24 protein-coding genes and 1 pseudogene are annotated in these 25,677 nt (G+C 61.0%); 13 read left to right on the top strand and 12 right to left on the bottom strand.

Annotation, left to right across the window (positions count from 1 at the left end):
• Position 1 precedes the first annotated feature (1 nt).
• The 4 genes from glyS (at position 2) to JJ889_RS10140 (ending at position 7,169) form a co-directional block, all read left to right on the top strand.
• Entirely contained in the window at positions 2-2,143 is a 2,142-nt protein-coding gene (gene glyS / locus JJ889_RS10155; protein WP_291894638.1) for a glycine--tRNA ligase subunit beta, read from the top strand.
• A 16-nt stretch (positions 2,144-2,159) separates the two neighbouring features.
• Positions 2,160-4,835 (top strand): pyruvate, phosphate dikinase, encoded by a 2,676-nt coding sequence (ppdK, locus tag JJ889_RS10150; RefSeq protein ID WP_291894635.1) that lies wholly within the window; start codon positions 2,160-2,162, stop codon positions 4,833-4,835.
• Positions 4,836-5,021: 186 nt separating this feature from the next.
• On the top strand, positions 5,022-5,804 hold the full coding sequence (locus JJ889_RS10145; protein WP_291894632.1) for a cell wall hydrolase: 783 nt from the start codon (positions 5,022-5,024) through the stop codon (positions 5,802-5,804).
• Positions 5,805-5,858: 54 nt separating this feature from the next.
• On the top strand, positions 5,859-7,169 hold the full coding sequence (locus tag JJ889_RS10140; RefSeq protein ID WP_291894629.1) for an aminotransferase class I/II-fold pyridoxal phosphate-dependent enzyme: 1,311 nt from the start codon (positions 5,859-5,861) through the stop codon (positions 7,167-7,169).
• Here the strand turns inward: JJ889_RS10140 and JJ889_RS10135 are convergent.
• Complete coding sequence (locus JJ889_RS10135) at positions 7,160-7,783, bottom strand: glutathione S-transferase family protein (protein ID WP_291894626.1); 624 nt, start codon at positions 7,781-7,783, stop codon at positions 7,160-7,162. The genes JJ889_RS10140 and JJ889_RS10135 overlap by 10 nt on opposite strands.
• 151 nt (positions 7,784-7,934) lie before the next feature.
• Between JJ889_RS10135 and JJ889_RS10130 the strand changes: the two genes are divergently transcribed.
• The 4 genes from JJ889_RS10130 to JJ889_RS10115 all read left to right on the top strand — a co-directional run bounded on the left by JJ889_RS10130 (position 7,935) and on the right by JJ889_RS10115 (position 10,853).
• Positions 7,935-8,831, top strand: coding sequence for a hypothetical protein (locus JJ889_RS10130; protein ID WP_291894624.1), 897 nt, complete (start codon positions 7,935-7,937; stop codon positions 8,829-8,831).
• Positions 8,832-8,919: 88 nt separating this feature from the next.
• Positions 8,920-9,435 (top strand): DUF1993 family protein, encoded by a 516-nt coding sequence (locus tag JJ889_RS10125; RefSeq protein WP_291894622.1) that lies wholly within the window; start codon positions 8,920-8,922, stop codon positions 9,433-9,435.
• 121 nt (positions 9,436-9,556) lie between these two features.
• On the top strand, positions 9,557-10,024 hold the full coding sequence (locus JJ889_RS10120; protein ID WP_291894620.1) for a hypothetical protein: 468 nt from the start codon (positions 9,557-9,559) through the stop codon (positions 10,022-10,024).
• A gap of 193 nt (positions 10,025-10,217) precedes the next feature.
• Positions 10,218-10,853: an LON peptidase substrate-binding domain-containing protein gene (locus tag JJ889_RS10115; protein ID WP_291894618.1), complete on the top strand. Its 636-nt coding sequence runs from the start codon at positions 10,218-10,220 to the stop codon at positions 10,851-10,853.
• Between the two features lie 69 nt (positions 10,854-10,922).
• Here JJ889_RS10115 and JJ889_RS10110 read toward each other — a convergent pair whose 3' ends face one another.
• The 3 genes and pseudogenes from JJ889_RS10110 to JJ889_RS10100 all read right to left on the bottom strand — a co-directional run.
• Positions 10,923-11,783: a TraB/GumN family protein gene (locus JJ889_RS10110; protein ID WP_291894616.1), complete on the bottom strand. Its 861-nt coding sequence runs from the start codon at positions 11,781-11,783 to the stop codon at positions 10,923-10,925.
• A gap of 106 nt (positions 11,784-11,889) precedes the next feature.
• Positions 11,890-12,276, bottom strand: a complete 387-nt coding sequence (locus tag JJ889_RS10105; RefSeq protein ID WP_291894615.1) for a hypothetical protein — start codon at positions 12,274-12,276, stop codon at positions 11,890-11,892.
• A 335-nt stretch (positions 12,277-12,611) separates the two neighbouring features.
• A pseudogene (locus tag JJ889_RS10100) lies at positions 12,612-13,250 on the bottom strand (ParA family protein); the annotation flags it as partial.
• Between the two features lie 227 nt (positions 13,251-13,477).
• On the opposite strand from JJ889_RS10100, the gene JJ889_RS10095 reads away from it, so the two are divergent.
• Positions 13,478-14,731, top strand: a complete 1,254-nt coding sequence (locus JJ889_RS10095) for a hypothetical protein (RefSeq protein WP_291894611.1) — start codon at positions 13,478-13,480, stop codon at positions 14,729-14,731.
• A gap of 22 nt (positions 14,732-14,753) precedes the next feature.
• Here the strand turns inward: JJ889_RS10095 and JJ889_RS10090 are convergent, their stop codons facing one another.
• The 3 genes from JJ889_RS10090 to JJ889_RS10080 all read right to left on the bottom strand — a co-directional run bounded on the left by JJ889_RS10090 (position 14,754) and on the right by JJ889_RS10080 (position 16,661).
• Positions 14,754-15,182 (bottom strand): DUF6691 family protein, encoded by a 429-nt coding sequence (locus tag JJ889_RS10090; RefSeq protein ID WP_291894609.1) that lies wholly within the window; start codon positions 15,180-15,182, stop codon positions 14,754-14,756.
• Between the two features lies 1 nt (position 15,183).
• On the bottom strand, positions 15,184-15,609 hold the full coding sequence (locus JJ889_RS10085; protein ID WP_291894607.1) for a YeeE/YedE family protein: 426 nt from the start codon (positions 15,607-15,609) through the stop codon (positions 15,184-15,186).
• Positions 15,610-15,677: 68 nt separating this feature from the next.
• On the bottom strand, positions 15,678-16,661 hold the full coding sequence (locus tag JJ889_RS10080) for a DUF2268 domain-containing putative Zn-dependent protease (RefSeq protein WP_291894605.1): 984 nt from the start codon (positions 16,659-16,661) through the stop codon (positions 15,678-15,680).
• Between the two features lie 185 nt (positions 16,662-16,846).
• Here JJ889_RS10080 and JJ889_RS10075 point away from each other — a divergent pair, with 185 nt between their 5' ends.
• The gene (locus JJ889_RS10075) at positions 16,847-17,500 is read left to right on the top strand and encodes a hypothetical protein (RefSeq protein WP_291894603.1); all 654 of its coding nucleotides are present in this window, start codon (positions 16,847-16,849) and stop codon (positions 17,498-17,500) included.
• On the opposite strand, the gene JJ889_RS10070 is transcribed toward JJ889_RS10075, so the two are convergent.
• Positions 17,497-17,814 carry a DUF1330 domain-containing protein gene (locus tag JJ889_RS10070; protein WP_291894602.1) on the bottom strand — a complete coding sequence of 106 codons (318 nt, stop codon included), beginning with the start codon at positions 17,812-17,814 and terminating at the stop codon, positions 17,497-17,499. The genes JJ889_RS10075 and JJ889_RS10070 overlap by 4 nt on opposite strands.
• Before the next feature lie 288 nt (positions 17,815-18,102).
• Between JJ889_RS10070 and JJ889_RS10065 the strand changes: the two genes are divergently transcribed.
• On the top strand, positions 18,103-18,669 hold the full coding sequence (locus JJ889_RS10065) for a hypothetical protein (RefSeq protein ID WP_291894600.1): 567 nt from the start codon (positions 18,103-18,105) through the stop codon (positions 18,667-18,669).
• Between the two features lie 20 nt (positions 18,670-18,689).
• Here JJ889_RS10065 and JJ889_RS10060 read toward each other — a convergent pair whose 3' ends face one another.
• From JJ889_RS10060 to JJ889_RS10050, 3 genes are all read right to left on the bottom strand, one after another.
• A complete protein-coding gene (locus JJ889_RS10060; protein WP_291894598.1) occupies positions 18,690-19,634 on the bottom strand; it encodes a hypothetical protein in 945 nt (314 codons plus the stop codon).
• A gap of 97 nt (positions 19,635-19,731) precedes the next feature.
• Positions 19,732-20,163 (bottom strand): hypothetical protein, encoded by a 432-nt coding sequence (locus JJ889_RS10055; RefSeq protein ID WP_291894595.1) that lies wholly within the window; start codon positions 20,161-20,163, stop codon positions 19,732-19,734.
• Positions 20,164-20,334: 171 nt separating this feature from the next.
• Positions 20,335-21,297 (bottom strand): DUF3578 domain-containing protein, encoded by a 963-nt coding sequence (locus JJ889_RS10050; protein ID WP_291894593.1) that lies wholly within the window; start codon positions 21,295-21,297, stop codon positions 20,335-20,337.
• A gap of 320 nt (positions 21,298-21,617) precedes the next feature.
• Between JJ889_RS10050 and JJ889_RS10045 the strand changes: the two genes are divergently transcribed.
• On the top strand, positions 21,618-22,619 hold the full coding sequence (locus JJ889_RS10045; protein ID WP_291894591.1) for a hypothetical protein: 1,002 nt from the start codon (positions 21,618-21,620) through the stop codon (positions 22,617-22,619).
• 250 nt (positions 22,620-22,869) lie between these two features.
• Here the strand turns inward: JJ889_RS10045 and uvrB are convergent, their stop codons facing one another.
• Positions 22,870-25,032 (bottom strand): excinuclease ABC subunit UvrB, encoded by a 2,163-nt coding sequence (gene uvrB, locus JJ889_RS10040; RefSeq protein ID WP_291894589.1) that lies wholly within the window; start codon positions 25,030-25,032, stop codon positions 22,870-22,872.
• Between the two features lie 186 nt (positions 25,033-25,218).
• Here uvrB and JJ889_RS10035 point away from each other — a divergent pair, with 186 nt between their 5' ends.
• Complete coding sequence (locus tag JJ889_RS10035; RefSeq protein WP_366940093.1) at positions 25,219-25,638, top strand: response regulator; 420 nt, start codon at positions 25,219-25,221, stop codon at positions 25,636-25,638.
• The last annotated feature ends 39 nt before the right edge of the window (positions 25,639-25,677 follow it).

Below are 25,677 nucleotides of genomic sequence, written 5' to 3'. Positions count from 1 at the left end.
AATGTCCGACCTCCTTTTCGAAATTTTCTGCGAGGAAATTCCCGCTGGCATGCAGGCCAAGGCCGCCAATGACCTGGAAGCTGCCATGGTCAAGGCGCTGGGCGAGGCCGGTCTCAAGGCTGCTGAAACCGCATCCTATGTCGGTGCGCGCCGCCTGGTCGTGACCATGTCCGGCCTGCCGGCGAAGGCCGAGGATGTGCGCGAGGAGCGCAAGGGCCCGCGTGTGGGCGCGCCGGACAAGGCGGTTGAAGGTTTCCTGCGCGGCGCAGGTCTGGACAGCCTGGACGCCTGCGAACAGCGTGAAGACAAGAAGGGCGCGTTCTGGGTCGCCCTGATCGACAAGCCGGGCCGCCAGACGACGGACGTCCTGACCGATGCGATCCCGGCCATCCTGTCGAACTTCCACTGGCCGAAATCCATGAAGATCGGTGAGGGCGAAAAGGCCCAGCGCTGGGTGCGCCCGATCCAGCGGATCCTGTGCGTGTTTGATGGCGCCGTCGTGCCGGTCAAGGTGTTCGGCCTGGAGGCCGGCAATGAAACCGAGGGCCACCGTGTCGCCGGTCGTGGTCCGTTCACGGTCACGGGCTGGGATGACTACAAGGCGCAGCTGGAAGGCGCGGGCCATGTCACCATTGATGCAGACGAGCGCAAGCGCCTGATCATGGATGGCGCGACGAAGGCTTGCGGCGATGCCGGTCTGGAACTGGTCGAGGACCAGGGCCTCCTCAACGAGGTGTGCGGTCTGGTCGAATGGCCGGTGCCGGTGCTGGGCGAGATGGATCCGGATTTCCTGGACCTGCCGCCGGAAGTCATCACCCTGACCATGAAGACGCACCAGAAGTATTTCGCGGTGCGCGATCCGAAGACAAACAAGCTGTCGGCGCATTTCGTGACGGTGGCCAACCAGCAGGCCCCCGATGGTGGTAAGGCCATCGCCGCGGGCAATTCCCGCGTGCTGTCCGCGCGCCTGTCCGATGCCCGTCACTTCTGGGACAATGACCGCAAGACGCCGCTCTCCGAGATGGCGGACCAGCTCTCCAAGATCACCTTCCATGAAAAACTGGGCACGGTGGCGGACAAGGTCCGCCGAGTTGCCGCCGTGGCGAGGAACTTGGCTCCGCTGGTTGAGGCCAATCCGTCGAAGGCTGCGAAGGCGGCTGAACTCGCCAAGGCGGATCTCGTCTCCGAGATGGTCTATGAATTCCCCGAACTCCAGGGCGCGATGGGACGTTATTACGCCCTGGAACAGGGCGAGGATGCCGCTGTCGCCGACGCCATCAAGGCCCACTACAAGCCGCAAGGCCCGTCTGACGAAGTCCCGGTCGAGCCGGTTTCCGCGGCCGTCGCACTCGCCGACAAGCTCGACACGCTGGTCGGCTTCTGGGCTATCGACGAAAAACCGACCGGTTCAAAAGACCCATTCGCGTTGCGTCGTGCCGCACTGGGTGTGATCCGGATTGTACTGGATGGGAACTTCCGTCTTTCGCTCCGGAAGGAAATTGGGTTTGTTGCCTGCCAGAGCGGCTATTTCTGGTTGTGTGAAGATGGCACGGTGTTGAAGAACCTGACAGGTCACGACACCTTTGAGTATGGATCCGGCGAACAGAATCGGATGGTCGCGACGGAGATCCTACCCAGTATTCTCGCCTTCTTCGCACACCGCCTGAAAGTCCACCTGCGCGATGAGGGCATCCGCCATGATGTCATCGACGCTGTGTTCGCACTTGGTGATGACGACCTCGTCCGTGTGACCGCGCGCTCGCGGGCGCTGCAGGCTTTCCTCGATACCGAGGATGGCACCGCGCTGCTGGCCGGGTTCAAGCGGGCGTCGAATATTCTCAACAAGACCGACGACATGCCGGAAGGTCATCATGACGCCGCTGCCGCTGTCGAGGATGCAGAAAAGGCGTTGATGGCAGCGCTGGCCGATGCCGGCCCGAAAGCCAAGGCCGCGCTCGAGGCGGAAGACTTCACTGCCGCGATGGCGGCACTGGCCATGTTGCGGGCGCCGATTGACGCTTTCTTTGACACGGTCACTGTAAATGCCGATGACGCAGGCCTGCGTCGCAACCGACTTCTACTTCTTTCCGATATCCGCGAGGCGATCTCTTCCGTCGCCGATTTCAGCCGGATTGAGGGTTAGCTGGGGACAAAAGCAAATGAACGCTGACACGAAATGGGTCTACGCCTTTGGCGGTGGCAATTCCGAAGGTGAAGCCGGCATGCGTGAGCTGCTTGGCGGCAAGGGTGCCAACCTCGCCGAGATGGCCAAGCTGGGCCTGCCGGTTCCGCCGGGTTTCACCATCACCACTGGTGTGTGTACCGCGTTCTATGAAAATGACCGCCAGTATCCCGGCGAACTGAACGGCCAGGTCGAGGCTGCGCTGGCGCAGCTGGAAGCCGCCGTCGACAAGAAGTTCGGTGATCCGTCCAATCCACTGCTGGTCTCGGTCCGCTCCGGTGCCCGCGCCTCCATGCCGGGCATGATGGATACGGTGCTCAATCTGGGCCTCAATGACGAAACCGCGGAAGGCCTGGCCCAGCTCTCCGGCGATCGTCGGTTCGCCTATGACAGCTATCGCCGTTTCATCCAGATGTATTCCGACGTCGTCATGGGCGTGGATCACGGCATTTTCGAAGACATCCTGGAGAGCTTCAAGGAAGAGAATGACTACTCCCTGGATACCGAGCTGACGGCGGAAGACTGGGAAACCATTGTTCGCGAATACAAGCAGGCTGCGGCCAGCGAGCTGGGCCGCGACTTCCCGTCCGACCCGCGCGAACAGCTGTGGGGCGCCATTGGCGCTGTCTTCGGCTCGTGGATGACCGATCGCGCCAAGACCTATCGCAAGCTGCACGATATCCCGGCCAGCTGGGGCACCGCCGTCAATGTCCAGGCTATGGTGTTTGGCAATATGGGCGAGACGTCTGCGACCGGCGTGGCCTTCACGCGTGACCCGTCTACCGGCGACACCGGCTATTACGGCGAATTCCTGATCAACGCCCAGGGCGAGGACGTCGTTGCCGGCATCCGTACGCCGCAATGCCTGACCGAGGCGATGCGCGAGAAGATGGGGGATCCGTCACCGTCCATGGAACAGGCCCTGCCGGACAGCTATGCCGAGCTGGCCGCGGTGTTCGACAAGCTCGAGCGCCACTATCGCGACATGCAGGATATCGAATTCACGGTCGAGCGTGGTCGCCTGTGGATGCTGCAGACCCGCAACGGCAAGCGCACGGCCAAGGCCGCGCTGAAAATCGCTGTCGACATGGCCAGCGAAGGCCTGATCTCCGAGACTGACGCGGTGATGCGTGTGGACCCGGCGCAGCTGGACCAGCTGCTGCACCCGACACTCGATCCGGAAGCCACGCGTGACGTGCTGACCGCCGGTCTGCCCGCCTCGCCGGGCGCGGCTTGCGGCGCCGTCGTGTTCGACAGTGACGAGGCAGAAGCGCGTGCCAAGGACGGTGAGAAGGTCATTCTCGTGCGCATCGAGACCTCGCCGGAAGACATTCACGGCATGCATGCCGCTGAAGGCATTGTCACCGCGCGTGGCGGCATGACCTCACACGCCGCTGTGGTGGCGCGCGGCATGGGCCGCCCGTGTGTCTCCGGCGCCGGCCAAATCAAGATCGATTATGCCAGCAAGCAGTTCACGGTTGGGCGCCGCACCATCACCGATGGCGAGATCATCACCATTGATGGCGCCTCCGGCCAGGTCCTGTTTGGCGAAGCCAAGATGATCAAGCCGGAATTGACCGGTGATTTTGCCAAGCTGATGAGCTGGGCAGACGCGTCGCGCCGCATGAAGGTCCGTACCAATGCGGAAACCCCGGCTGATTGTCAGACGGCGGTCGAGTTCGGTGCCGAGGGCATCGGCCTTTGCCGGACTGAGCACATGTTCTTTGATGCCGACCGCATCGCGGCGGTGCGCGAGATGATCCTGTCCGATGGCCAGGACGGCCGCGTGACGGCGCTGGACAAGATCCTGCCGATGCAGCGCGATGACTTCAAAGCCATCTTCCGCATCATGGAAACCCGTCCGGCCACGATCCGCCTGCTGGATCCGCCGCTGCACGAATTCCTGCCGCACACCGAAGAGGACGTAGCCGATGTTGCTGCCGCGACCGGCCTGTCCGCAGATCAGCTGATGCAGCGGGCACGCGACCTGGCGGAAAGCAATCCGATGCTGGGACATCGCGGCTGTCGTCTGGGTATCACCTATCCGGAAATCTACGAGATGCAGGCCCGCGCCATTTTCGAAGCCCAGGTGGCTGTCGAAAAGGAAACCGGTGTGAAACCGGTGGCCGAGGTGATGATCCCGCTGGTCGCGACCTCTGCCGAGCTGGCCATCCTCAAGGCGCGTGTCGCGGGCGTGGCCCAGGCCGTGGCCGAGGAAACCGGCGGTCAGCCGCAATACCTGATCGGCACCATGATCGAGCTTCCGCGTGCGGCCCTGCGTGCGGGGGATATCGCCCATGATGCGGAATTCTTCTCCTTCGGCACGAATGATCTGACCCAGACGACCTTCGGCCTGTCGCGCGATGATGCCGGCAAGTTCCTGGGCGATTATCTGGAAGCGGGTATTTTCGAGAAGGACCCGTTTGTCTCGCTCGACAAGGACGGGGTCGGAGACCTCGTGCGAATCGCTGCGGAACGGGGTCGGGCCACCCGTGAAGGCCTCAAGCTGGGTATCTGCGGCGAACACGGTGGCGACCCGTCCTCCATTGATTTCTGTGAGGAAACGGGCCTGGATTATGTGTCCTGTTCGCCATACCGCGTGCCAATTGCGCGTCTGGCGGCCGCTCAGGCACGCCTTCGCCGCCAGTCTTAAGTGGTTGATAAAAAGTAAAGAAACGGATCGCTTCTTTCGGGAAGCGATTCATTTCATATTTGTAAGCCTACGTGGTGCTTGACCATTATGGTCCGGCCCAATAGGAAGGCGCGCTAAATTCATGGAAGATTCATTGCAATTTTTCATGATAGGCGCGTCGAGACACGATGCGGCTAAGTTAACGAGATGAGTTCGATAGAGCGCATGGATATGGACACGGCACGCAGCCAGCAAAAGCAGGTCGCGACAGCAATTCACTTGCTGGCGATGCTGCTGTTGTGCGCCGCCATGGTCCTGGCCATGAATGTCGCCTCGACCCGCGCTCGCGTGCAGGACGAGAACCTGGCCGTCATGGCGCTGGCCTCTCGTTACCTCGAGGCCACAGAAGTCAACGATACCGAGCAAGCTGGCCGGATCGCCATGGGCGCCCTGCAGCTGGTTGCCGACCGCGACAATGGTGTGCGCATCGATTCGCGTTCACTCGCCGCGCTGCGGACCTTCGATTTTGCGCATTTCGATGATGCCCGCCTGCAGGCCAATGAGCTGAACTGCCTGTCCGAAGCGATCTATTACGAGGCGCGCAGCGAGCCGCGTGATGGCCAGGTGGCTGTGGCCCAGGTTGTGATGAACCGCCAGGCGAGCCGCTATTATCCCGGTTCGATCTGCGGTGTTGTCTACCAGGGTTCCGAGCGCCGCACCGGTTGCCAGTTCTCCTTCACCTGTGACGGTTCCATGGATCGCGCGCCGCGCGGTCGTGCCTGGACGCGCTCCCAGGAAGTGGCCCTGCATGTCTATATGGGCTTCCGCCCGGACAATACGCGTCGCGCGACGCACTATCACACGGTCGCCGTTGACCCGATCTGGAATGACACGCTGATCCGCACCCGCACGATCGGGACGCACATCTTCTACCGCAACCCGACCACGCGTGAGCGTCTGGCCGGTGCGGTCCAGGATCGCGACGCCTAAGTCACCGTTCGAATTCATCTGGTCGGACCCGTGATTCCCGGTAAATATGCTGGAATGACCCAGACACCTCCCGAACCGCTAGAGCTCTCACCCGCTGTCCAGCTGAACATCAATCTGCGCGGGCTTCCCTTGTCTGCAACGCTGGAGATCAATGAACGATCTGCAGCGCTCCAGGCCGAGGGGCGGGAGGTCTTTCGGCTGGGGCTGGGGCAATCGCCCTTTCCGGTGCCGGAACGCCTGCGCCAGGCGCTGGCAGACAATGCCCACCAGAAGGACTATCTGCCGGTCCAGGGCCTGCACAAGCTGCGGGCCTCGATCTGCGGCTATCTCAAACGCACCCAGGACCTCAATTTCGACCCCGAGGACATTCTTGTCGGGCCGGGCACCAAGGAGCTGATGTTCCTGGTCCAGATGGCCTATTACGGTGATCTGGTCATCCCGACGCCCAGCTGGGTGTCCTACGCCCCGCAGGCGCATATCCTCGGCCGTCCGATTACCTGGCTCCCGACCGAGATCGAGAACGGGCTGGGTGTAACAGGTGGGGCCTTGCGTGAGCTCTGCAGTGATGATCCCGCACGCCCGCGCCTGATGATCATCAACTCGCCGGGAAATCCGACTGGCTCCGCCTACGCCCCCGAAGCGCTCAACGAGATCGCCGGCGTGGCCCGGGATCATCGTGTCCTGGTGCTGTCTGACGAGATTTATGGTGGCGTCCAGTTTGACGGACAACACGCCTCGATGGCGCGACATTATCGCGGTGGCACGATCATTTCCGACGGCCTGTCCAAATGGGCCGGGGCAGGGGGATGGCGGCTCGGCTTTTTTGCCTTTCCGAAATCACTGGCCTGGTTGCGGCAGGCGATGGCGAGCGCCGCGAGCGAGACCTATACTTCCGTCTCCGCACCCATCCAGCACGCGGCCTGTGTTGCGTTTGACGGTGGCGAGGATATCGAGGCCTATCTGGCGGGCTCGCGAACCGTGCTGGCGGCGCTGGCCGATTATGTCAGCACGCGCCTGACCGGTGCCGGGGCCGAGCTCAATGCCATTCGCGGCGGGTTTTACGCCTTCCCCAATTTCGAACGCCTGCGCGACAAGCTTGCCGCACGCGGTATCACCGACAGCCGCACCCTGTGCGCCCGCATGCTCGATGATACCGGCGTGGCGACACTGCCCGGCATTGCCTTCGGGCGTCCGGAAAGCGAGCTCTCCCTGCGCCTCGCCTTTGTCGATTTTGATGGCGGCCCGGCCCTGGAGGCGGCGGCCAGCGGATTGGCGCTGGACCGGGACGGCCTGCGAAAAATCGCCCCGAATGTCATCGAGGCGATCGATCGCATGGCCGACTGGGTTGCTGGCGATCAGGCGTGAGCCATTTGCGGCGGCAGGCATTTGCGGAAACCGTCAAACCCGCATAGCCGGGCATGCCAGCCGCGGATGGAGGATTGTTCCGGCTCGGCATCGGCCAGCGCCAGGTGAGCGATATTCGTGCCCGCAGCCAGATCGGCAATGCTCGGGTGTGAACCACCGGACAGCCAGTCATTGTCCTCCAGGCGTTCGGCCAGGATGGGCAGAAATTCCCTGAGCGATTTTCTGCCGCCCGCCAGCGCCGTCTCGTCTTTCATGTCACCGGCAAAAACCGTGTTGAACACGACCGACGACACTGCCGGTCCGAAAAGCGCAGTGGTCCAGTCGAGCCACTGGTCGGTGGCGGCGCGCTGAACGAAATCGGTCGGATAGAAATTGTCCAGCCGGTGCCGGAAACACAGCCAGCGCAGGATCGCGCCGCTTTCCCACATCATCATGTCACCGTCCCTGAGTACCGGCACCTGGTGGTTCGGGTTCAGCTTGAGGAATTGCGGGGAGAGGTGTTCGGCCTCATCCAGCGCGACAATTCGCTGTTCATACGGGATATCGGCCATGTCCATCAGCGCCACGACGCGTCGGCCGTGTTGGGAAAACGGATGGGTGTAAAGCGTGTACATGCTGTCAAACTCCAGAAGGTCGCCCGGGAAACGCAGCTTGAATACGACAGCCCCCCTGACAGCATGACGACAGGATAGTTATTGTTAATGTGTTCCGTGGATATTCGCGTACCGGTATCGGACGTTCCGATAGCTCGCCTGTGGAGATAACATGGCAGTCGCCCCGATCGGTAAGGTTCCAGAACGTCTCTGGCTTTGCACGGCTGACAGTAATCGTACGCGCATCCTGTCCCGCGCCCTCGCCAAGGGCCTGGACATGACGGTGTATATGGGCCCGACCATGGACCAGGATGGTCCGGTTGCAATCATCGTCGCCGATGACGCCCACTCCGCCTATATTTCCCAGGCCAAGTCCAATGCGGCGCCCGGCCAGCGATCGATCCTGGTCACTGCCGGTGGCAAGCAGACGGCCCGTGCGGATATCTATCTGCCCGCTGATATTGATGCCGGCTCGCTGTCCAATGCCATTGCCGGGCTCAGCGCGTTCCGCGACCAGCAGCTCGCCATGGCGCGGGCCAAGATCGAGACCACAGGCGCTGCGCGTGTGATCGGTGATGCGGAGTTCCAGATCCAGACCCTGGCTGAAGCCCAGGAACTGGCTGTGTTTCTCTCCAGCGTAACACCGAAACCCTGCCAGACGGCGGTTGGCCTGTATTGTATTTTTGCGGCCGCGATCGAGCACGGGAACCTGGAATTCACCGCCGAGGAAAAGGCCCAGGGCCTGGCCGAGGGCAAGTGGAACCAGAAACTCGCCAAGCGCATGAGTGAACGTCTTTACGAGGGCCGCATGGTGAAGATCCGCTATCAGCGCGGCCGCCGCCTGATGTCCCTGCTGATCCAGGATGATGGCGAGGGCATTGACGCGGATACCGCGGAAATGGCCAATCCGACCCGCGGCGGTATCCGTGGCAAGCTGATCAAACTGTCCAAGGCGCTCGGGTTCGCCAATGTGAACTATGTCGGCATCGGCAATACCGTTGAAGCCACCATGGTCCTCCCGGATGCGGCCGCTGCCGCCAAACAGGCCGCGGTCGCCGGCGCACGCTGACAGTTTTCAGATCCTTGATGCAGTGAGATGAGTTGCGCTTCGAGCGCGGCGTGACCACTTGTGGGTGACATTCCCGGAGGAGACCCGAATGTCCATCACGCTTTCAGCCATCGCCCGCACCCAGCTCGACCAGGTTTACCGGGCGCTGGATATCATCCTTGAAAAGGCCACAACACATGCCGAGACGGCGGGTGTGGATGAGGCTGTGCTGGTCAATTGGCGATTGTCGCCGGACATGCTGCCCTTGATCCGTCAGGTGCAGCTGGTCAGTGATTTCACCGTCCGCGGCCTGTCGCGCCTGGCCGGTGTGGACCCGGTATCCCTGCCGGATGAGGAGACGAGCCTGTCCGATTTGCGGGCGCGCATCGACAAGGCGCGCGCTGCCGTTTGGGCGCTGGATGAGGGTGCCATCTCGGCTGATCCGTCCGCGGACATCACCTTTCCCGCCGGCAAGGATCGGACAATGACCCTGTCGCGTCAGGCCTATCTTCAGAACTTCATCCTGACCAATGCGCTTTTCCACGCCTCGACCGCCTATGCGATCTTGCGCAGCGTGGGTATCGAACTGGGCAAGGCGGACATTATGGGATTGCGGCAAAACTAGTGGTGCTAATAGTATGCCATTTCTAAATAGTTGAAAATAATATAATAATTGGAATATTTAGCGTGTTTTTAACCGCGTCCTGCGACCCAATGTGATGATCTTGTGACACTGGGAACGCGGGGTGGCGGAACCGCCCAGGCATGTCCAGGATGAGCTCCGGGAGCGCTCGCACCGCGCACCCAGCTTCCAGATCAACCGCGCGCTGACGTTTAGTGTCCGCAACAGTCCCTTTCCGTGCGGATTGCTGGAGCTGGTCAACGACACGCTTGTGTTGCGAGCCATGAGTTCAGCGGCGACGATGACCTATCCCCTGCTGGGTCTGGTCGACCTCGATCAAGCTGTTGATGGCAAGCTCGGCCGGGACGCCGACCTGAATTTCCAGGAAATGAAACGAAGGGGTGTTTTTGCCGGCGAGGCTGTCGGTGCGATCACGCGTGCCACAGTCAGTCGCAACGGTGTCACTGTCGTGGCTCAGACCTCCTACACACCCTTCCGGCTGGACTATGATCGATGGTTGGCTCGGGCCGAGGTCAGCATTGTCGACGGGGGTCCGAACGCTGGCTACCAGTCGCGCGATGTCCGGGTGTAGCACGGGTGATTCGCCTGTTGTGGCTGAGTGGCACTGCGATTTCGTAACGCCGGCCTGCGCCGATATCCGCCAAGACACGCATGCCGCGTGATGCGGATCTGCGAATGCAACCATTCCGGGCAACATACTTTATAATACATTGAATTTGATGGGTGTGCTTGGCGGGTCGAAATCAGATCCCTATGGTTCCGCCGTGACTGAAACGCGCCTGATACCTGCGGATCTGCCGCTCTTCCCTCTGGCCGGGGTTGTTCTCCTTCCGGGAGAAACGCTGCATCTGAACGTGTTTGAGCCGCGCTATCTCAACATGATTGATGATGTGCGCCGTTCGGGAGGTTTCCTGGGCATTATCCAGACACGTCCCGGCGGGAGTTTCGAACGTCCAGGCCTGGCGCCGATTGGCTGTGTCGGCGAGATTACCGCCTTCGAGGAGACGGCCGACGGGCGTTACCTGATTGCACTGCACGGTCTGACCCGGTTCGCGCTCGGTGCAGAGCTGGGCGCGATCAAGCCTTATCGCGTGGCCAGCGCAGACTATGCCGGTTTCAAGGAAGATTTGCGTGATCATCATGAACCGCATGTCGATCGGGAGGCCTTCCTGCACCTTCTGCTGACCTGGTTACAGACCGAGGGCCTGTCCATCGATCGGACCAGCCTGGAGGCTGCGCCCATCTCGACCCTGGTCAATCAGCTGACAATGAAAGGGCCGTTCTCTGGCGGGGAACGCCAGGTCCTGTTGACGGCCCAGACAATCGAGTCCCGTCTGGAACTGATCGAGGACATTATCGCGGCGAGGCTTGCGGCTTCGGCATCCGGTCCCCTGCACTGATCCCGGGATTTCAGACACAAAAAAGCCCGGACGCTTTAGCACCCGGGCTCTTTTTCATTCAGCTGTGTACTACTGGACGCGTTCGACCGAATAGCCGCGCTGGGTCAGCATGTTCGGCACGCCATTCTCACCGACCAGGTGACCGGCGCCCACGACGATGACCGCACTGCCGGAGCCGGCCATCAGGGTCTCGATCTGGTCTGCCCAGTTCACATTGCGGTTGAGGATGAGGACGTCATAGACCTCCTGGTCCGTCTCGCGCATGCCGTCATGGAAGATCTGGTCCAGGGCACTGACATCACCGGCTTCCCAGGCATCAACCAGCTCGTCCAGGGCGGTGGGGTTTTCTTCCATCTGTTCCATCGTGACGCGCAGGAAGTCGACCTGGATGTCCTGGGACAGACCTGCAAAGAAGCCAAACTGATCGGCATAGGTCTCGAAATAGCGCTCGCGGCTGTCATCGGTCTCGCCGGCCAGCGTCGGCTCAACACCGGACATCGGGTCATATCCCTGGCCCTGTAGCGCCATCATCGACAGCGAGATGCTGACCAGCCAGGGCTGGAGCGGATCCAGCTGCGCCGGCGGCAGGCCGTATTGAGTGGCGATGCGGGCGAGTTGCTCGTTTTCCTCGGTGCTCAGCATGCCACGAAGCGGCTGACCCGGCTGGTTGAGGCCATATTGCGGGATCAGCGCCTGACTGGCGGCCTGGGCCTCGGTGGTCATCGGAAGTTCGAAATAAATCTCGTCGGCACTGGAGAGCGCGCTGTCCAGCGCGTCGGTACGCCACTGGGTGGTCGGTTTGAGCACATGGACCGAGCCGAACAGGTAGATCTCGCTGTCCGCATCGCTGACGCGCCACATGGCCGGATCCGCAAGCGCGGCACTCGACAGGGCAAGCGAAGCCGCCAGCCCGAGCACAAGTTTTTTCATTCTTGATGTCTCCCAATAAACCTCGCACCCCGCGAGGCATTCGAGGTTGAACTAACACAAGGGCAGTATAAAGGCCGAGGGGGAATGTCCGGTTGAGTGTTCCCGGTCACCGCCGTCGCAGGCAGGCGCAATTGGGCAGCTCACGGGCACACAGCTGGTCGAGGAAATCGTCGATGGCCTCGCTGACAAGACTTTGCTGCGATCGTTCCAGCTGCACCGAGGCCAGGCGGACCCGGCGTCGCTGTTCATCGGTCAGGCGAACCGTCGTCTTGTGGCGCGCCTGTCGCGGATGGGATTTCAGTTCGCTCACCTGCGGGGCCGCCTGCCGTTCTGGCGGGGGAGGCGACTGAACGGTGGAGGCAGGCTCGCACTGCGGCGGCCTGGGCACTTCGGCATGTTCGGGGAAGACGGCGCCGATCTGGGTGACCGGGGCAGGTTGGGCTTCTCCTTTGCGGGCAAGCAATCCCGCATGCAGGCTGGCGTATTTCGGCATGTATCCTATCCCGATGCGTTCAGACGGCGACCAAAGGGTTGGCGGGCAACCAGGCGGCGTTCGGGCCGGCCCGGCGGTGGGCCACGGTCCTCGGTCCGGCGTTCATCACCATCCCAATCCCCGCTGACATCGCCGAAACGGTGACTGGTTGGAGGCGGCGCGGTGTCTTCGCTTGCGCTCGGGGGCTCGGCACTCTGCGCCAGCGCCGCCTCTGCAGCTTCCTGCCCGGCACGTTGCAGGTTGGACAACGCCTTGGGCACAGGGGAAAGAATGCTGTCCTCGAAAGTCTTGCTCGGGTGATCGATCAACTCGCTTGGATCGCCCCGCATGCGGGTCAGGCGTTCGTCCAGATAGGCCCACAGCTGGGCAACTTCGCTGGCCGAGCGACCGGACGGGTTGGCTTCACCCACGGTGCGCCCATCAATCATGGAGGCTGCGAAATCAACACGATGATGAAGCGTGACGGGCGCTACGGTTCCGTGCTGGGAAAGCGCTATGGCAGTCTCGCCGGTGATCCGCGCCCGTGCCGTGGCCGAATTGACGACAAAGATCAGTGGTTTGTTCTGGTGCTGGACAATGTCCACGGTCGGACCAACCGCGCGCAGGTCATGCGGGCTTGGGCGCGTGGGCAGGATGACCAGGTCAGCATGGGTCACGACTTCGGAAATCATGGAGGTCACGGCCGGCGGTGTGTCGATGATGATCAGCCTGTAGCCGGCATCCGACAGCGCCTGGATGTCGCGCGACAGGTCCGGCACCGAGACATGGGCAAAGGCCGGTTCATGCGCCTCTCGCGCATTCCACCACTTGGCCATCGAGCCCTGGGGGTCTGTATCGATGATTGCGACGGGTCCGGCGCCGGACAATTCGGCTTCGACTGCGACGTGGGCAGAAACAGTCGTCTTGCCGGACCCGCCTTTCTGGGATGCAAACACAACCACCTGGGCCTGGGGGAGGAGTGCCTTTGGGTTCATGTTGTTTCCCTCTGCAAGCCGGAGCGTGAATTCGCCCCGTGTCGACAATGAAAGCCGACATGTCTTGCCCAGCCGCTAAATCCCTCCCGGTAAATTAACGAAATTAATAAGGAAAATTTGACGCTAAACGTTCGCGTCCCTCGGGGCAGGCGCTAAGTCATTCCCCGGTGACGGATATTTCTGACTCTCCCAAGCTCGTTATTGCTTGGGTGGAGCTGGAGAAAATCGTGAGAACCCTGACATCAATCATCGCCATTGCGGCTGCGACAGGATTGACGGCAAGTGTGGCTGCACAGGACCGCGAAGCCGAATTTCATGCCCTGATTGAGGCCAATACCCACCGTATCGCCTGGGATGGCGAACAACTCACCGGGGCGGGGGCCGAATGGCTCGCCTCGGAAATCGAGGCGGCGCATTACTTCATGATCGGTGAGCGCCATGCGACCGCCGACGTGCCGGAGATAGCCGCACATCTGTTCGAGCTCGCCGCCGCGGACGGTTATAGTCACGCCGTGCTGGAAATGGGCCCGATCATGGGTGCGGAGCTCAACAGTTTTCTTGAGGCAAACGGGGCGGATGCCCTGGCGGGCGCGCTGCAGGATCCTGTCTTCCGTGACGCGATGGCCTTTCTCAGCATGGAGGAAGAGCAGGAATTCGTTGCAGATGCCTATCGGGCCGGATTGCAGATTGCCGGTCTGGACCAGGAATTCATCTTATCCGGGGAATACCATCTGAGACGCCTTGAGGCCGGGGTGCAGACAGATGCCCAGCTTGACGCGGTCAATGCGCTGCGAACGGTGGCCGAGGGCGAACAGTATTTCGTGGGCGCCGCCGATCCCGCGCTCTACGAGGCACTCGAGGCGGCTTTTGCCGGTCACGCAGATTCAGGACTGGCAGATACGGCCGAGGCGCTGCGCATCACCAATGCGATCTATCGCCCCTTCCTGGTCGGCGGACCGACAAGCTGGTCAAATGTCGAGCGAGAGAACTACGTCAAGACGAACTGGTACTGGATGAACCAGGAGTTGGCGGCGCCGGGCGAGCCAGGGCCGCGCATGACGTTCAAGTGGGGTGGTTTGCATTCTGGTCCCAGTATCGACAGTCACGCGCGCATCTCGCTGGGCACCTTCATCGAGGACTGGGCGACCGTGCATGGTGTCACCTCGTTCAATCTCGGGATGGATTGCAATGCCGGGGAAAGCCTGTCCACCGGTGGCATGGAGCACGTTCCGCAGGCCTGTGTGAGCTGGTTCCTGTCCGCAGGCGGTGGTCAGAACGCCACGGCGGGTGCAGATGATCAGACCTTCTCGCGCCATCTGCAGGGGGTTGAGGAAATCGTCCTCATTGACTTCCGTCCCGTGCGCGAGCGCTTGCGCGAGTGGCGGTTCCTGAGCCAGGGCGAGCGCAACATGATTGCCGGATATGATGTCTATATGGCGATCCCGGGTACCCGGACCGCGACCATGGCGGGCTCGGAGTAGAGGCTTGTGGAGGCCTGAAAGCTCAGGCCTCCACCCATTTCCCGATCGGGGTTTTCAGGTGGATCAGCATCCCGCCCAGCATGGCGAGGAAGAAGACCCAGATCTTGGGGCCGCCGAGCGTCAGGGCGGCGATGGCCGGTCCCGGACACAGTCCGACAAGCCCCCATCCCATGCCGAACATGACCGCCCCGACTGCCAGCTTGCGGTCGATACTGTTGTCACACGGGATCTGGTAGTTCTGTTCGAACAGTGGTGCGGGCCGCATCCAGGCCAGACGATAGCCGCCGGCGGTGACCAGCAGGGCGCCGCCCATCACGAACACCAGGCTGGGATCCCAGTTTCCGAGAATGTCGAGAAAGGCCAGCACCTTGGCCGGGTTGACCATTTGTGAGACCGTCAGGCCGAGACCAAAGACGAGACCGGCGAGGCCGGCTGCAATATTGCGTTCCATTTCAGCCTCCCATCGCCAGCCGCAACACGGTGACGGTCACCATGCCCGCCCCCATGAACATGGCCACGGCTGCGAGGGAACGCAGGGACAGGCGCGACAGTCCGCACACGCCGTGCCCGGAGGTGCAGCCGGAGCCAAGCCGCGTGCCGACCCCGACGAGCAGGCCGCCCAGGATGACCGCCCACCAGTCGGCCTGCATCAGGAAGGGCGGTGCATTGCCGGTGGACAGGGTGACCAGTAGGGGGGCGATGACCATGCCGCCGACAAACCACAGCCGCCAGGCCGTATCGCCCTGGCTGCGTGTCAGCAGCCCGCCGACAATGCCGCTGATCCCCGCGATGCGGCCATTGGCGCCCATCAGGATCACCGCCGCCAGGCCAATCAGCGCACCGCCTGCCAGTGCACTCCAGGGAGTGAAGTTTTCCATGCCCGCCTCCAGATTCGCTTGAGACGAATCTAGAGCGGGGCGCGCAGCAAGGCCAATCCGGTTCCGGCCTACTCCGGCGACTGGCTGGCCAGTTCGGCAAGACCGCTCTGTTCCAGGATCTCCAGCGGGTCTTCAAAGGTGAGCAGGGTTGCGATGGCCTCGGCCTCGTCTTCCGCGTTGTCCATGTAAGCTGTGACGATCTGGCGCCCCATCCAATAGCCCATTTCATAGGGCCAGCCTTCGGGCGCAGCGCGATAGTTGGCGTACCAGTTGCGCATCGTTATCTGCATCTCGTCTGACGCCTGGGCGTAGGGAGTGCCATTGGCGATTGCGGCGTTGAGCGTGGCACGGTCCTCGCTGAAGCGGCGCCACAGCATGTCCGCGTTCTCCTGGGCCCAGCTGTCCCGCTCGGCATCGGGGGCGACGCCGGTCACCCGCCAGGCGATATAGTCCGGGAAACCCTCGCGGATGGAGTAGGCGATCAGCGGGTCGATTTCGGTGGCGGCTGGACTGTGGACCTGGAAGGCATGCACGGTCTCGTGCGCAAACATGTGGCGATAGCGGGCGCGGATGTCAGCCTCGTTGTCCTCGATCGCACAGATCACTTCCAGTCCGAGCACCTGGGCATCCGCATCGGCCGTGCCGCCGGAATTGCCGGCGCCAAAGACCACATGAATGTCCGGCAGCGTTTCTTCCGGGAAGATCTCCTTTAGGCCTGCATAGATGCGGTTCAGCTCGTCATTGGAATCATCGGCCAGCGGCAGGCAGACATCGATGCCGCGCCGGTAGAGTTCCGGCCGGGCCGCGATCACGCTGGCCAGGTGCTGGGCATCGCGAATGCGATGAGGCGTGAAAATTTCCACCCCGCGTCCCGCACCATCAAGATATCCCGCGCGCAAGTCATCAGCGGTCGGCGTGCCTTCGGTGGCTTCGAAAATCGCGGCAAAACGATGCGCGTCCACGGACTGGATCTCGTATTCCACTGTTGGCTCACTCTGGCAGGCGGCCAGCACTGCGACGGCAGCCAATGATGTCAAAATCCGGAGTTTCATGTCGTTCTCGAAAGTCGTCCCTGCCCGAACCTGTACCGGGCTAGGCTGACCCTAGCGGTCCTCAACTTGCGGAAAATCAGGGAATGACAGGGCATGCGTCCCGCCCTTGCGCCGCGTCGTTTCGAAACTTGCGTGACAGGCGAGTGGATCCGTGGTGATCTAACCACAGGTCGAAGGGGGACGTGATGATCCGGTCCGTATTGCTGTCAGTATCCGCGCTCGCGCTCATGGCTTGTACGCCCCAGACGGCGGAAGAGGCCGAGCCGACGCCTGAGCCCGTTGCCGAGCCGGCGGCCGAACCCGTCGAGACAGCCGCTGCAGAGCCCGAAGCCGAGTCTGAGGAAGCGGCCGAACCGGCCCCGGCGGAGGATGTGGACTTTTGCGCCCTGGATATCACGACCAGCTGGGAACCGGACGGGGTCGAGCCGCTGATCCAGCGTGGCACCACGCGCTGTGCCCAGCAGGGCGAGATCCTGATCACGCGCACCATCTATGATGCCGGCGGGCATGAGCTCTATCGTGCGGATTATGTGACCGACCACATCATGACGCTCTCCTTCGACAGCGGCTTTGTCACCGAACCGGCCGAGTTGCCGGCCGCCATCGAGGACTGGCTCACCGCCGGACCGGGCCGCAGCCGCACCAGCGAGCTGCCGCCCTACCAGGACACGGCAGAATTCCCCTTCATGTCCGGCGCGGATGGCCCCAACCAGCACGAGGCCTGGCGCAGCGGGGACTATCCGATGCAGTGTTATGTCCAGGGCATGGAAAGCATGAATTGTGTTGCCCTGGTCGAGGGCGAGATTGTCGAGCTGGGCTATCAGCTCTTCCCGGGCTAGCCCAGCCCCCGCACCAGGGTCAGGAATTCCAGCCGCGTCGCCGCCCGGCGATGTTCGGAAATGGCCTGGTAGTCCGCATCCGCATACCAGGCCCGCGCAGCCGCTTCGGAGGGAAACCGTGCCACGATCATCCGCCCCTCGCGCGGCGCCGCCCCCTCAAAGGTGAAAGGCGCATCGTCAAAGGTCAGGAATTCCCCGCCATGTTTCCTGAAAATGGCGAAAAATCCCTTCTCGTACTCGCGATACCGCTCGCGATCCTCGACGACGAGATTGGCAACAATATAGGCGCAGGGTGGTGTTGTGGTGTCGGTCATGTACTCTCCCCTTGGTGACCGGGGGAGCTTAATCAGGTCAGTGCGCGGCGGCTAGATGGCGCGCCTATCTTCCCCGCCGGGGAAGTGCCGTAACGCAGTGAAGGCGAAGGGGGCGAGCGCAGCGAGCGATCCTCCGCGCTGACGCGCTCCGGCCCCTCCGTCTCCGCCTTCGCCAAGGCTACGGCGGATCCACCTCCCCGGTGGGGAGGATGGGCACCCCGCGCATTTTCCAAATCCACAGATTGCGCCCGACCGCTTCCACCTGCTAAAGGTTAATGCAAGCAACCCTTGGGGGAGGGTATGGGGGAGTTAGAACGCGCGTTACAGGTCCTGATGGCGACCGATTGGGTGGGCGTCACGCGTGCACCGGCCGTTGCCGTGCCATTTGGAATTTTCCTCGCTCTTTATGCGTTGAAGAAGCTGCGCCTGATGATTGTTCGTAGAAGCAAGGTCGGTGGCGTAAGGCTGGCGATGAACCAGGCCATTAACTGCGGATATTTTGGCGCGCTCAACGCGGCGGTTTTTATCTTGATCGCGGTGCTGTTTTTTGAAGCCTTTACGGAAATGGGTTTTGCGCTGGCACCCTGGTCTGACCGGGCTCAGCATTATGCAGAAGTCACGCTTGTCGTGGGCACGGTGATGGCCTTGATCGTTGCGGGTCTTGTCGGCTGGGTGTTGATCGGGATCGCTTCTCGCAACGATCTGGCCAACAAGTCTGGCAATCTCAAATATATTCACGGTGTCCTGGAAGCCCGCGGTGTTGGGTATACGGAAGTGTTCGGCTTTCCGCTTCTCCTGTTGGTGTTCAATGTAGGTCCCTGGGGAATCAGACTGTTTCAGTCCGCAGCGGGCTAGTCGCCAACAGGCCATTCGGTTCACGCCTTGTCCTTACCGGCGCGGCTCAACACCATCTCGCGACTGGGTGGGTGATAGACGTCCGGATAGGCGTCCGCGTCCTCGCGTCCGATCTCTGCCGGATCGTAGACGATGCCATGGACCCGCGCCTCGTATTGCTCCGGGCTCTCTGCCCGGGCGAAGACCCGGTTGAAGATGCGGTCGATATTCTTGTCCTCGCCATTGTAATATTCCGTCAGAACGCGGTCCGCGAGCATGAGGGTCCAGTTGGGTGGGTAGAGCTGCCAGGCGGTAAACGCGGTGATCGGGTCCCGGCGTTTCATGCCCTGCATCAGATAGAGCCTTTGAAGGCGGACCCGTTTGAGCGCCATGGGCAATTTCTCGAACGACAGCGTCTCCAGCGCTTCCTCGGCCCCCATGTCGGGCGGTAGCACCGGATCTGCCAGCGGATAGTCGTCATCCTTGGGATCAGCGCCCAGTCCTTCCGGCGCCTGTTCGGCAATACGCATCAGCCGCTGTGCCAGCCGGGCGGCGCGTTCCGCCTCGGCCAGATTATTGGCAGCCAGGGCATTCGCGGTCATCTGCATGGCCTGGCGTGCAGAGGCGACGGCATCGCGCGAGGGTGGATCACCAGTCGGGAAACCAGCGGGTGGCGCAGTCGGAGATGTGTCCGTGCCGGAAGGCGGGTCGGTTACAGATGGCAGGGGCGCCGCGCCGGGCTGCTGGGCCATGTCATTGGGCTGTGTCGGGCCGGTCGGCGTGTCCGTCAGCGGTCCGCCGCCATTGCGCGCATGCGGCATGTCCTCGGCCCGCCAGCGATGCTCCCGCGCCCAGCGATAGAGCGTCGCAATCGACACCCCCGTCGCCTCGACCACGGACTGCATGTCCTCACCCCGCTTGCGCATCTCGATCGCAATCGCCTCAAGCCGCGCCCGCTCTTCCGCTGAATGTTTCAAACCAGGCATGCGGGGAGTTTATGCGCGGTGGTGGGGTGGGGGATAAGTTTGGGGCGCTGGTAGGTCGCGTGGGTTTACCGCGTAGGCACCGGTGCAGCTTCACAGACTAGCTGGCAGGCAGAAACCGAGAGAGCCGCTTTTTTATGATTTCGCAATCCGCGCTTCGGTCGCGCGTTAGCCGTCGCCGACGCGTGTGAGCGAACTCGCCGACATCAAGAATCAGACAGGTGATGCCGTGCATGGGCAGAACCTTTTGGCGGCGCTGGTCATAGATTTTTCGCTGTTCGCCGCGGCTTACTCCACTGATCGTCTGACGGCGGTCGAAGATGGGCACCGCCTCCGTGTGTTGGCGTTCATGGTATTCGATAACAAGTTCCAGCTGCTGATAATACGCGTCGACCGGCAGTCTCGTGCGCCTGCCGGACTTTCCCGGATCGCCCAACAAAAAATCAAACCGGTGCTGTCTTGACGCTGTATGACCCAAGATCTCGTCGCATAGATCGATGATGTAGTTTTCGTCGTTGTTGGTGTTCGGCATCGGTTCTCTTCCGGGCGTTTAATCGTTGCACGTCCGTACCGCGCATGCAGACCGCAATAGCATTGACCACTAATCCTGCCCGTTATTCCGCAGATTCTTTCAAATTAGGTATGAGAGAGTTTGTGCGCTTTGGATGAGGATAAGTTGGGGGGGAGATCGCGCGTGCGGGCGTTAGTCCTTGCCCAGCAAACGGCGAAGCGCGCGGAGATCGCCAGAATCGATAAGGCGGTGAATGATGCGATGGCAATTGGGGCAGAGCACCGCGAAGTCCTCCACCGTAAAGCGCGCTTTTTCGTCTTCTGCGAGGTTTGCAATGGCGGTCAGGTGATGCGCATCCAGCATGCTTTTGCCGGCGTCGCCATAAATACTGGAATAGTCCGTATCACAGCCCATGCAGACATCAGGGTAATGTGCCTTCACGCGCTTTGAATGTGTATTATTGCGCTCGGCCACGCGGTGCAGATTGTATCGCTTCACATAGGGTAGGGCTTCATTCTCCAGCCCCTCCGACTTCGCCGTCGACACGATATTCTCAATCGGTGTCGTGCCCCCATTGGCGGCAATTGTGACATGGGCCTGAACAATCGTGCGGAAGTCGTCGATCAACTCGTTATCTTCTGGCAGGTCGGCAGCGTCATAAGTTCGACCCAGGACATGACCCGCCTCGAATAGCGGGGCATGCCGATGTGAAGGTTTTGCCCCCAGATTGATAGCTTGGGTATTCAAGCGGCCGACTGATTTTGGCGCGCGCTCGAGCATCATCGCTGCACGGCGTTTCAGTTCGGCCATGGCCGGGCGTTTGCCCAACTCCTGCCCAAGCAAGTTAGAGCCTTGCTGGATGGACAGGACGAGCCGCTTGCCATCAGCACTTAGCAAATAGGTGGGATAGAACCCTTCCTGCGTGGACGTACTGATCGCGCTGTCGACGACCGCAACCCAGGAAATCTCCGCCCAGTTTCCAGAGCCATTGCTGCCCTGGACCGTAAACCGGTCGCCGTATACGAGCTGTTCGCGCAACGCTTCGGGCACCGTTTCCATTATGGCTGTATTAGACGCCGAGCCCCGCTTGGTGGGCAAGTTCGCGGCGCGGTCTGCTGGGTAGGTGGTAACCCAGGTTTGGAGTGCGGATTTCATCCGATGCAATTTCAACGGAATGCAGTCCTATTTCCAGATGGGGAGCTGAATAAGCGCGATTTTTGATAGGAATTAGGTCGGATTTGCGCGGACAGGCGCGGCTTCACGCGTGGGAAAAACAGACGCTTGTCGTGGTTCGGTCGGTGCTGGATCAGGGGAGCAGATCTGGTGCGTGTCCCTCGTTTTGTCAGCACCGACCATGAGCATCGAGCTGTTACTCGAAGAACTGGTACGCCTTTGTCAGGGGTTGAGTTATTGTCAAAATAGGTAGCAAATACCCAATGTTGCCCTCAGGGGTGGTAAGTTGAAGCGGGGCGATTATGGAATCAGATGTGCGGTTTCGGTTTGAAGGAGCTTTAGCTTCGGAAAACGAATTGGATTTCTATGAAGCCTCTCGGTTTCAGTATGGTGCTGCTCGCTTCATTTATACACTGCACCATTTTCGGAGAACGGGCCGAATTGTTCAGCGAATAACTCCTAGTCAGGTGGATTCCACCTTCCGAATATCAACCCCACAAAAGGGAAGTTGGGAAATTCTTGTGTTCGAGGCAGCCAAAACAGCGGCGGCTACCGTTATACAGGTCCCAATTCAGGCGATGGTACAATTCGGTCTACAATCGGTGTTTCCACCTAAACTTCTCGCTTCGAACACCAACAACGAATTCGATACTGCGCAAAATGACGCACTGATGAAGGCGCTTCAGATTATTGAATCGAACCAGCAGCAAAACGCGAAGCAAACTGACGAATTACTGAAGTTGCTTGCGGAAGCCAAAAGCACTGCGAACGATAATCTTGAAGAGAGACTATGTGAGCGAATTTCAGCTATCGAGGATTCACTGAAGCGCGATATCTACCTTAAAAACTATCCGGTACTTGCTGAAGTAACTTCAGACAGGAAGATCGATCTAATCCAAAAGACTCGACCACAAATCCGAGAGATGGGTTATCCACTTCGCAAGTCGGCGGAGACACTGGACATTCAAGTTGCAGAAGATCAGACGCCTTACTCAAGCACTATTAGGCTTTCGGACGTCGAAACTCTAGATGACGCAAAAATCCTGGACGAGACGGTTATTGTGGTCGGGTCGCTTAAGAAATTCGATAAAGAGACCGGTTGGGGCGAAATGCGGCAGCATGAAACCGGGAAGATCGTGCGTTTTGTCGTGAAGCGGGCTGAGAAGAGGAAGAAATTATCTGAAGTTCTCGATGCAATGAGCAGCGATGTCGTGATGATTTCTGGTAACCCAGTCGTAGATGCTACTAACTCTCTTAAGTATTACATATTCGAAGAATACGTTGGCGATCATGAAGGGGAATAGACTTTGGATCTGATTATCAGGATTCCAAATTTAATATAACTGAAGTAATCCCGCCGAGCTCGGACTTAGTGTGTATTGTGACAAGATCGTGTGCCAGACACGCGAATTAATGTAGTTTCCCACGCCTGCTTTGTCGTGTGCGGCGGATAAGCCCATGTTCCTACAAACTCGGTAAAACTCCAGGGAGGCTCTAATCTCCGGTCAGCTTTTTGATCGACCTCCTTCGCAAATGCTCCGGAGGGCGAGCATCCTACTCCCCCGTTAGCGTCTTGATCTCATCCCTCAGCCGCGCAGCTTCTTCAAACTCCAGATCCGCAGCAGCCTCCCGCATCCGCTTTTCCAAATCCGCCACCACAGCTGCCAGGTTTTCACCCACCAGCTCTGTCTGACCTCCATCCGACATGCCGCCCGGCTTGCCCGTTGAGCGCTTCCCACGCCCCTTCGCGGCAACATTCCGGCCCTTGGCCTGGCTCTCCATAACTTCTTCGAGGATGTCGCTGATGCCGCGGGTGATGGTTTTCGGCGTGATGCCGTGTTCCGCGTTATAGGCGATCTGCTTGGTGCGGCGGCGGCTGGTTTCGTCCATGGCGCGTTGCATGGAGCCGGTGATGGTGTCGGCGTAGAGGATGACCTTGCTGTCCGCATTTCGGGCGGCGCGGCCGATGGTCTGCACCAGTGAGGTTTCGGAACGCAGGAAACCTTCCTTGTCGGCGTCGAGAATGGCGACGAGGCCGCATTCGGGGATGTCGAGACCCTCGCGCAGGAGGTTGATGCCGATCAGCACGTCATAGGCACCCAGGCGCAGGTCGCGGATCAGCTCGATACGCTCCACCGTGTCGACATCGGAGTGCATGTAGCGGACTTTCAGGCCCTGCTCGTGCATGTATTCGGTGAGGTCCTCGGCCATGCGCTTGGTCAGCGTGGTGATCAGGGTGCGATAACCCTGTTCGGTGGTCTTGCGGACCTCGTCGATGACGTCATCGACCTGGCTGGCGCCATCCCTGGCCACCGGGCGGACTTCCACCGGCGGGTCGATGAGGCCGGTCGGGCGGATGACCTGTTCGGTGAACACGCCGCCGGTCTGGTTGAGCTCCCACGGGCCGGGCGTGGCCGAGACCTCGACGGTCTGCGGGCGCATGGCTTCCCACTCCTCGAATTTGAGCGGGCGATTGTCCAGGCAGGAGGGCAGGCGGAAGCCGTGATCGGCCAGGGTTTTCTTGCGGTTATAGTCGCCGCGATACATCGCCCCGAGCTGGGGGATGGAGACATGGCTCTCATCGGCAAAGACGAGGGCGTTTTCCGGCAGGTATTCGAACATGGTGGGCGGCGGCTCGCCCGGCTTGCGGCCGGTGAGATAGCGGGAATAATTCTCGATGCCGGCGCAGGAGCCGGTGGCCTCGAGCATTTCCAGGTCGAACTCGGTGCGTTGTTGCAGGCGCTGGGCCTCGAGCAGCTGGCCTTCCTTTTCCATCCAGGCGAGGCGTTCCTTCAGCTCGGCCTTGATCTGGACGATGGCCTGGTTGAGCGTCGGGCGCGGCGTGACGTAGTGGGAATTGGCGTAGAAACGCACGCTTTTCAGCTGGGTGTGGGTCTTGCCGGTGAGCGGGTCGAACTCGGTGATGTCCTCGACCTCGTCGCCGAAGAAATTGATGCGCCAGGCGCGGTCGTCATAGTGGGCGGGGAAGACTTCCAGATTATCGCCCTTGAGACGGAAGGTGCCGCGGATGAAGGCGGCGTCATTGCGCGTGTATTGCAGGTCGACGAGCTGGCGCATGACGGCGCGCGGGTCCACCGTGTCGCCCGGCTTCACGTCGAACGTCATCGCCGTATAGGTCTCCACCGAACCGATGCCGTAGATGCAGGAGACCGAAGCGACGATGATCACATCATCACGCTCCAGGATGGAGCGGGTGGCGGCGTGGCGCATCCGGTCGATGGCCTCGTTGATGCTGGATTCCTTCTCGATATAGGTATCTGTCCGCGGCACATAGGCCTCGGGCATATAGTAGTCATAGTACGAAACGAAATATTCGACAGCATTGTTCGGGAAGAAGGATTTGAACTCGCCATACAGCTGGGCGGCGAGGGTCTTGTTGGGGGCGAGGATGAGGGCCGGGCGCTGCACGGCCTCGATGATCTTGGCCATGGTGAAGGTCTTGCCGGTGCCGGTGGCGCCCAGGAGGACCTGGTCACGCTCGCCATCCTTGAGGCCTTCCACGAGTTCCTTGATGGCGGCGGGCTGGTCGCCCATCGGCTCGAACTCGGAGACACACTGGAAACGCAGGCCGCCTTCGGCCTTTTCCGGGCGTTCCGGACGATGCGGGCTCCAGGTGTCCGGCGTCTCGGTCGGCAGCGTGTCGAGCACGAAGTCTTCCGGCGCGGTCAGGGTGTCATCAACGGTAAGCTTGGCCATGTCACGAGATATACGCACGCGCGCCGGGAGCGGCTAGGGGGCTGCTGCCAAGGCTGTGTCAGGAGAGCGCGTTTGGAGAGTTGTATCGGCCGAGGCTCATAATCGATGAGCCGACAGTAGGCCGGTGTTAATTCGCCCGCTTAACCATGTGGGAGCGTATCTGGAGATTGCCCGCATGCCCGCCCCCTGGAAGGTCTGAGTGTCCTGCTGATCGATGATAGTCGCGCTGTACGGAGTGTGATCAAGACCTTGTTGCACGGGCTTGGCGTGGCGGATGTATTCGACAGCGGCGATGGCGAAGAAGCCGTGGTCCTTGCCAATACCTGCCGTCCATATGTGGCGTTGATCGACTATGATCTCGGGCACGCTTCGGGGCTGGATGTGGTGCGCGGATTGCGGGACCACAGCCTTACGCACGCGCCCGATCTGCCGGTATTGCTGCTTGCACCCGTGGATTTGCCCTATCTGGTGGATGGCGCGGCGGAGGCCGGGGCCAATGCGATCCTGCCCAAGCCCATCAACGCCTCTAAGTTGGGCGCCAGCCTGGAAACCGTGATTAACGCCAGACGCGTTAGCGAGGTTCGTGCAATTCTAGCGTTTCATTAAGCGATTGTTCAATGCCCTTTGGTAAACAGGCCGGGTAGC

Origin of the sequence: Maricaulis sp., from assembly GCF_017643475.1 — a bacterium.
GTDB lineage: Bacteria > Pseudomonadota > Alphaproteobacteria > Caulobacterales > Maricaulaceae > Maricaulis.
Note: the sequence above shows the minus strand (reverse complement) of the source record. Positions and strands in the feature narration are given on the sequence as shown.

Excerpts from the sequence above, each read along its gene's own strand:
- glyS (WP_291894638.1), top strand. The coding sequence starts at position 2 with ATGTCCGACCTCCTTTTCGAAATTTTCTGCGAGGAAATTCCCGCTGGC.
- ppdK (WP_291894635.1), top strand. The coding sequence starts at position 2,160 with ATGAACGCTGACACGAAATGGGTCTACGCCTTTGGCGGTGGCAATTCC.
- JJ889_RS10145 (WP_291894632.1), top strand. The coding sequence starts at position 5,022 with ATGAGTTCGATAGAGCGCATGGATATGGACACGGCACGCAGCCAGCAA.
- JJ889_RS10140 (WP_291894629.1), top strand. The coding sequence starts at position 5,859 with ATGACCCAGACACCTCCCGAACCGCTAGAGCTCTCACCCGCTGTCCAG.
- JJ889_RS10135 (WP_291894626.1), bottom strand. The coding sequence starts at position 7,783 with ATGTACACGCTTTACACCCATCCGTTTTCCCAACACGGCCGACGCGTC.
- JJ889_RS10130 (WP_291894624.1), top strand. The coding sequence starts at position 7,935 with ATGGCAGTCGCCCCGATCGGTAAGGTTCCAGAACGTCTCTGGCTTTGC.
- JJ889_RS10125 (WP_291894622.1), top strand. The coding sequence starts at position 8,920 with ATGTCCATCACGCTTTCAGCCATCGCCCGCACCCAGCTCGACCAGGTT.
- JJ889_RS10110 (WP_291894616.1), bottom strand. The coding sequence starts at position 11,783 with ATGAAAAAACTTGTGCTCGGGCTGGCGGCTTCGCTTGCCCTGTCGAGT.
- JJ889_RS10105 (WP_291894615.1), bottom strand. The coding sequence starts at position 12,276 with ATGCCGAAATACGCCAGCCTGCATGCGGGATTGCTTGCCCGCAAAGGA.
- JJ889_RS10090 (WP_291894609.1), bottom strand. The coding sequence starts at position 15,182 with ATGGAACGCAATATTGCAGCCGGCCTCGCCGGTCTCGTCTTTGGTCTC.
- JJ889_RS10085 (WP_291894607.1), bottom strand. The coding sequence starts at position 15,609 with ATGGAAAACTTCACTCCCTGGAGTGCACTGGCAGGCGGTGCGCTGATT.
- JJ889_RS10080 (WP_291894605.1), bottom strand. The coding sequence starts at position 16,661 with ATGAAACTCCGGATTTTGACATCATTGGCTGCCGTCGCAGTGCTGGCC.
- JJ889_RS10075 (WP_291894603.1), top strand. The coding sequence starts at position 16,847 with ATGATCCGGTCCGTATTGCTGTCAGTATCCGCGCTCGCGCTCATGGCT.
- JJ889_RS10070 (WP_291894602.1), bottom strand. The coding sequence starts at position 17,814 with ATGACCGACACCACAACACCACCCTGCGCCTATATTGTTGCCAATCTC.
- JJ889_RS10060 (WP_291894598.1), bottom strand. The coding sequence starts at position 19,634 with ATGCCTGGTTTGAAACATTCAGCGGAAGAGCGGGCGCGGCTTGAGGCG.
- JJ889_RS10055 (WP_291894595.1), bottom strand. The coding sequence starts at position 20,163 with ATGCCGAACACCAACAACGACGAAAACTACATCATCGATCTATGCGAC.
- JJ889_RS10050 (WP_291894593.1), bottom strand. The coding sequence starts at position 21,297 with ATGAAATCCGCACTCCAAACCTGGGTTACCACCTACCCAGCAGACCGC.
- JJ889_RS10045 (WP_291894591.1), top strand. The coding sequence starts at position 21,618 with ATGGAATCAGATGTGCGGTTTCGGTTTGAAGGAGCTTTAGCTTCGGAA.
- uvrB (WP_291894589.1), bottom strand. The coding sequence starts at position 25,032 with ATGGCCAAGCTTACCGTTGATGACACCCTGACCGCGCCGGAAGACTTC.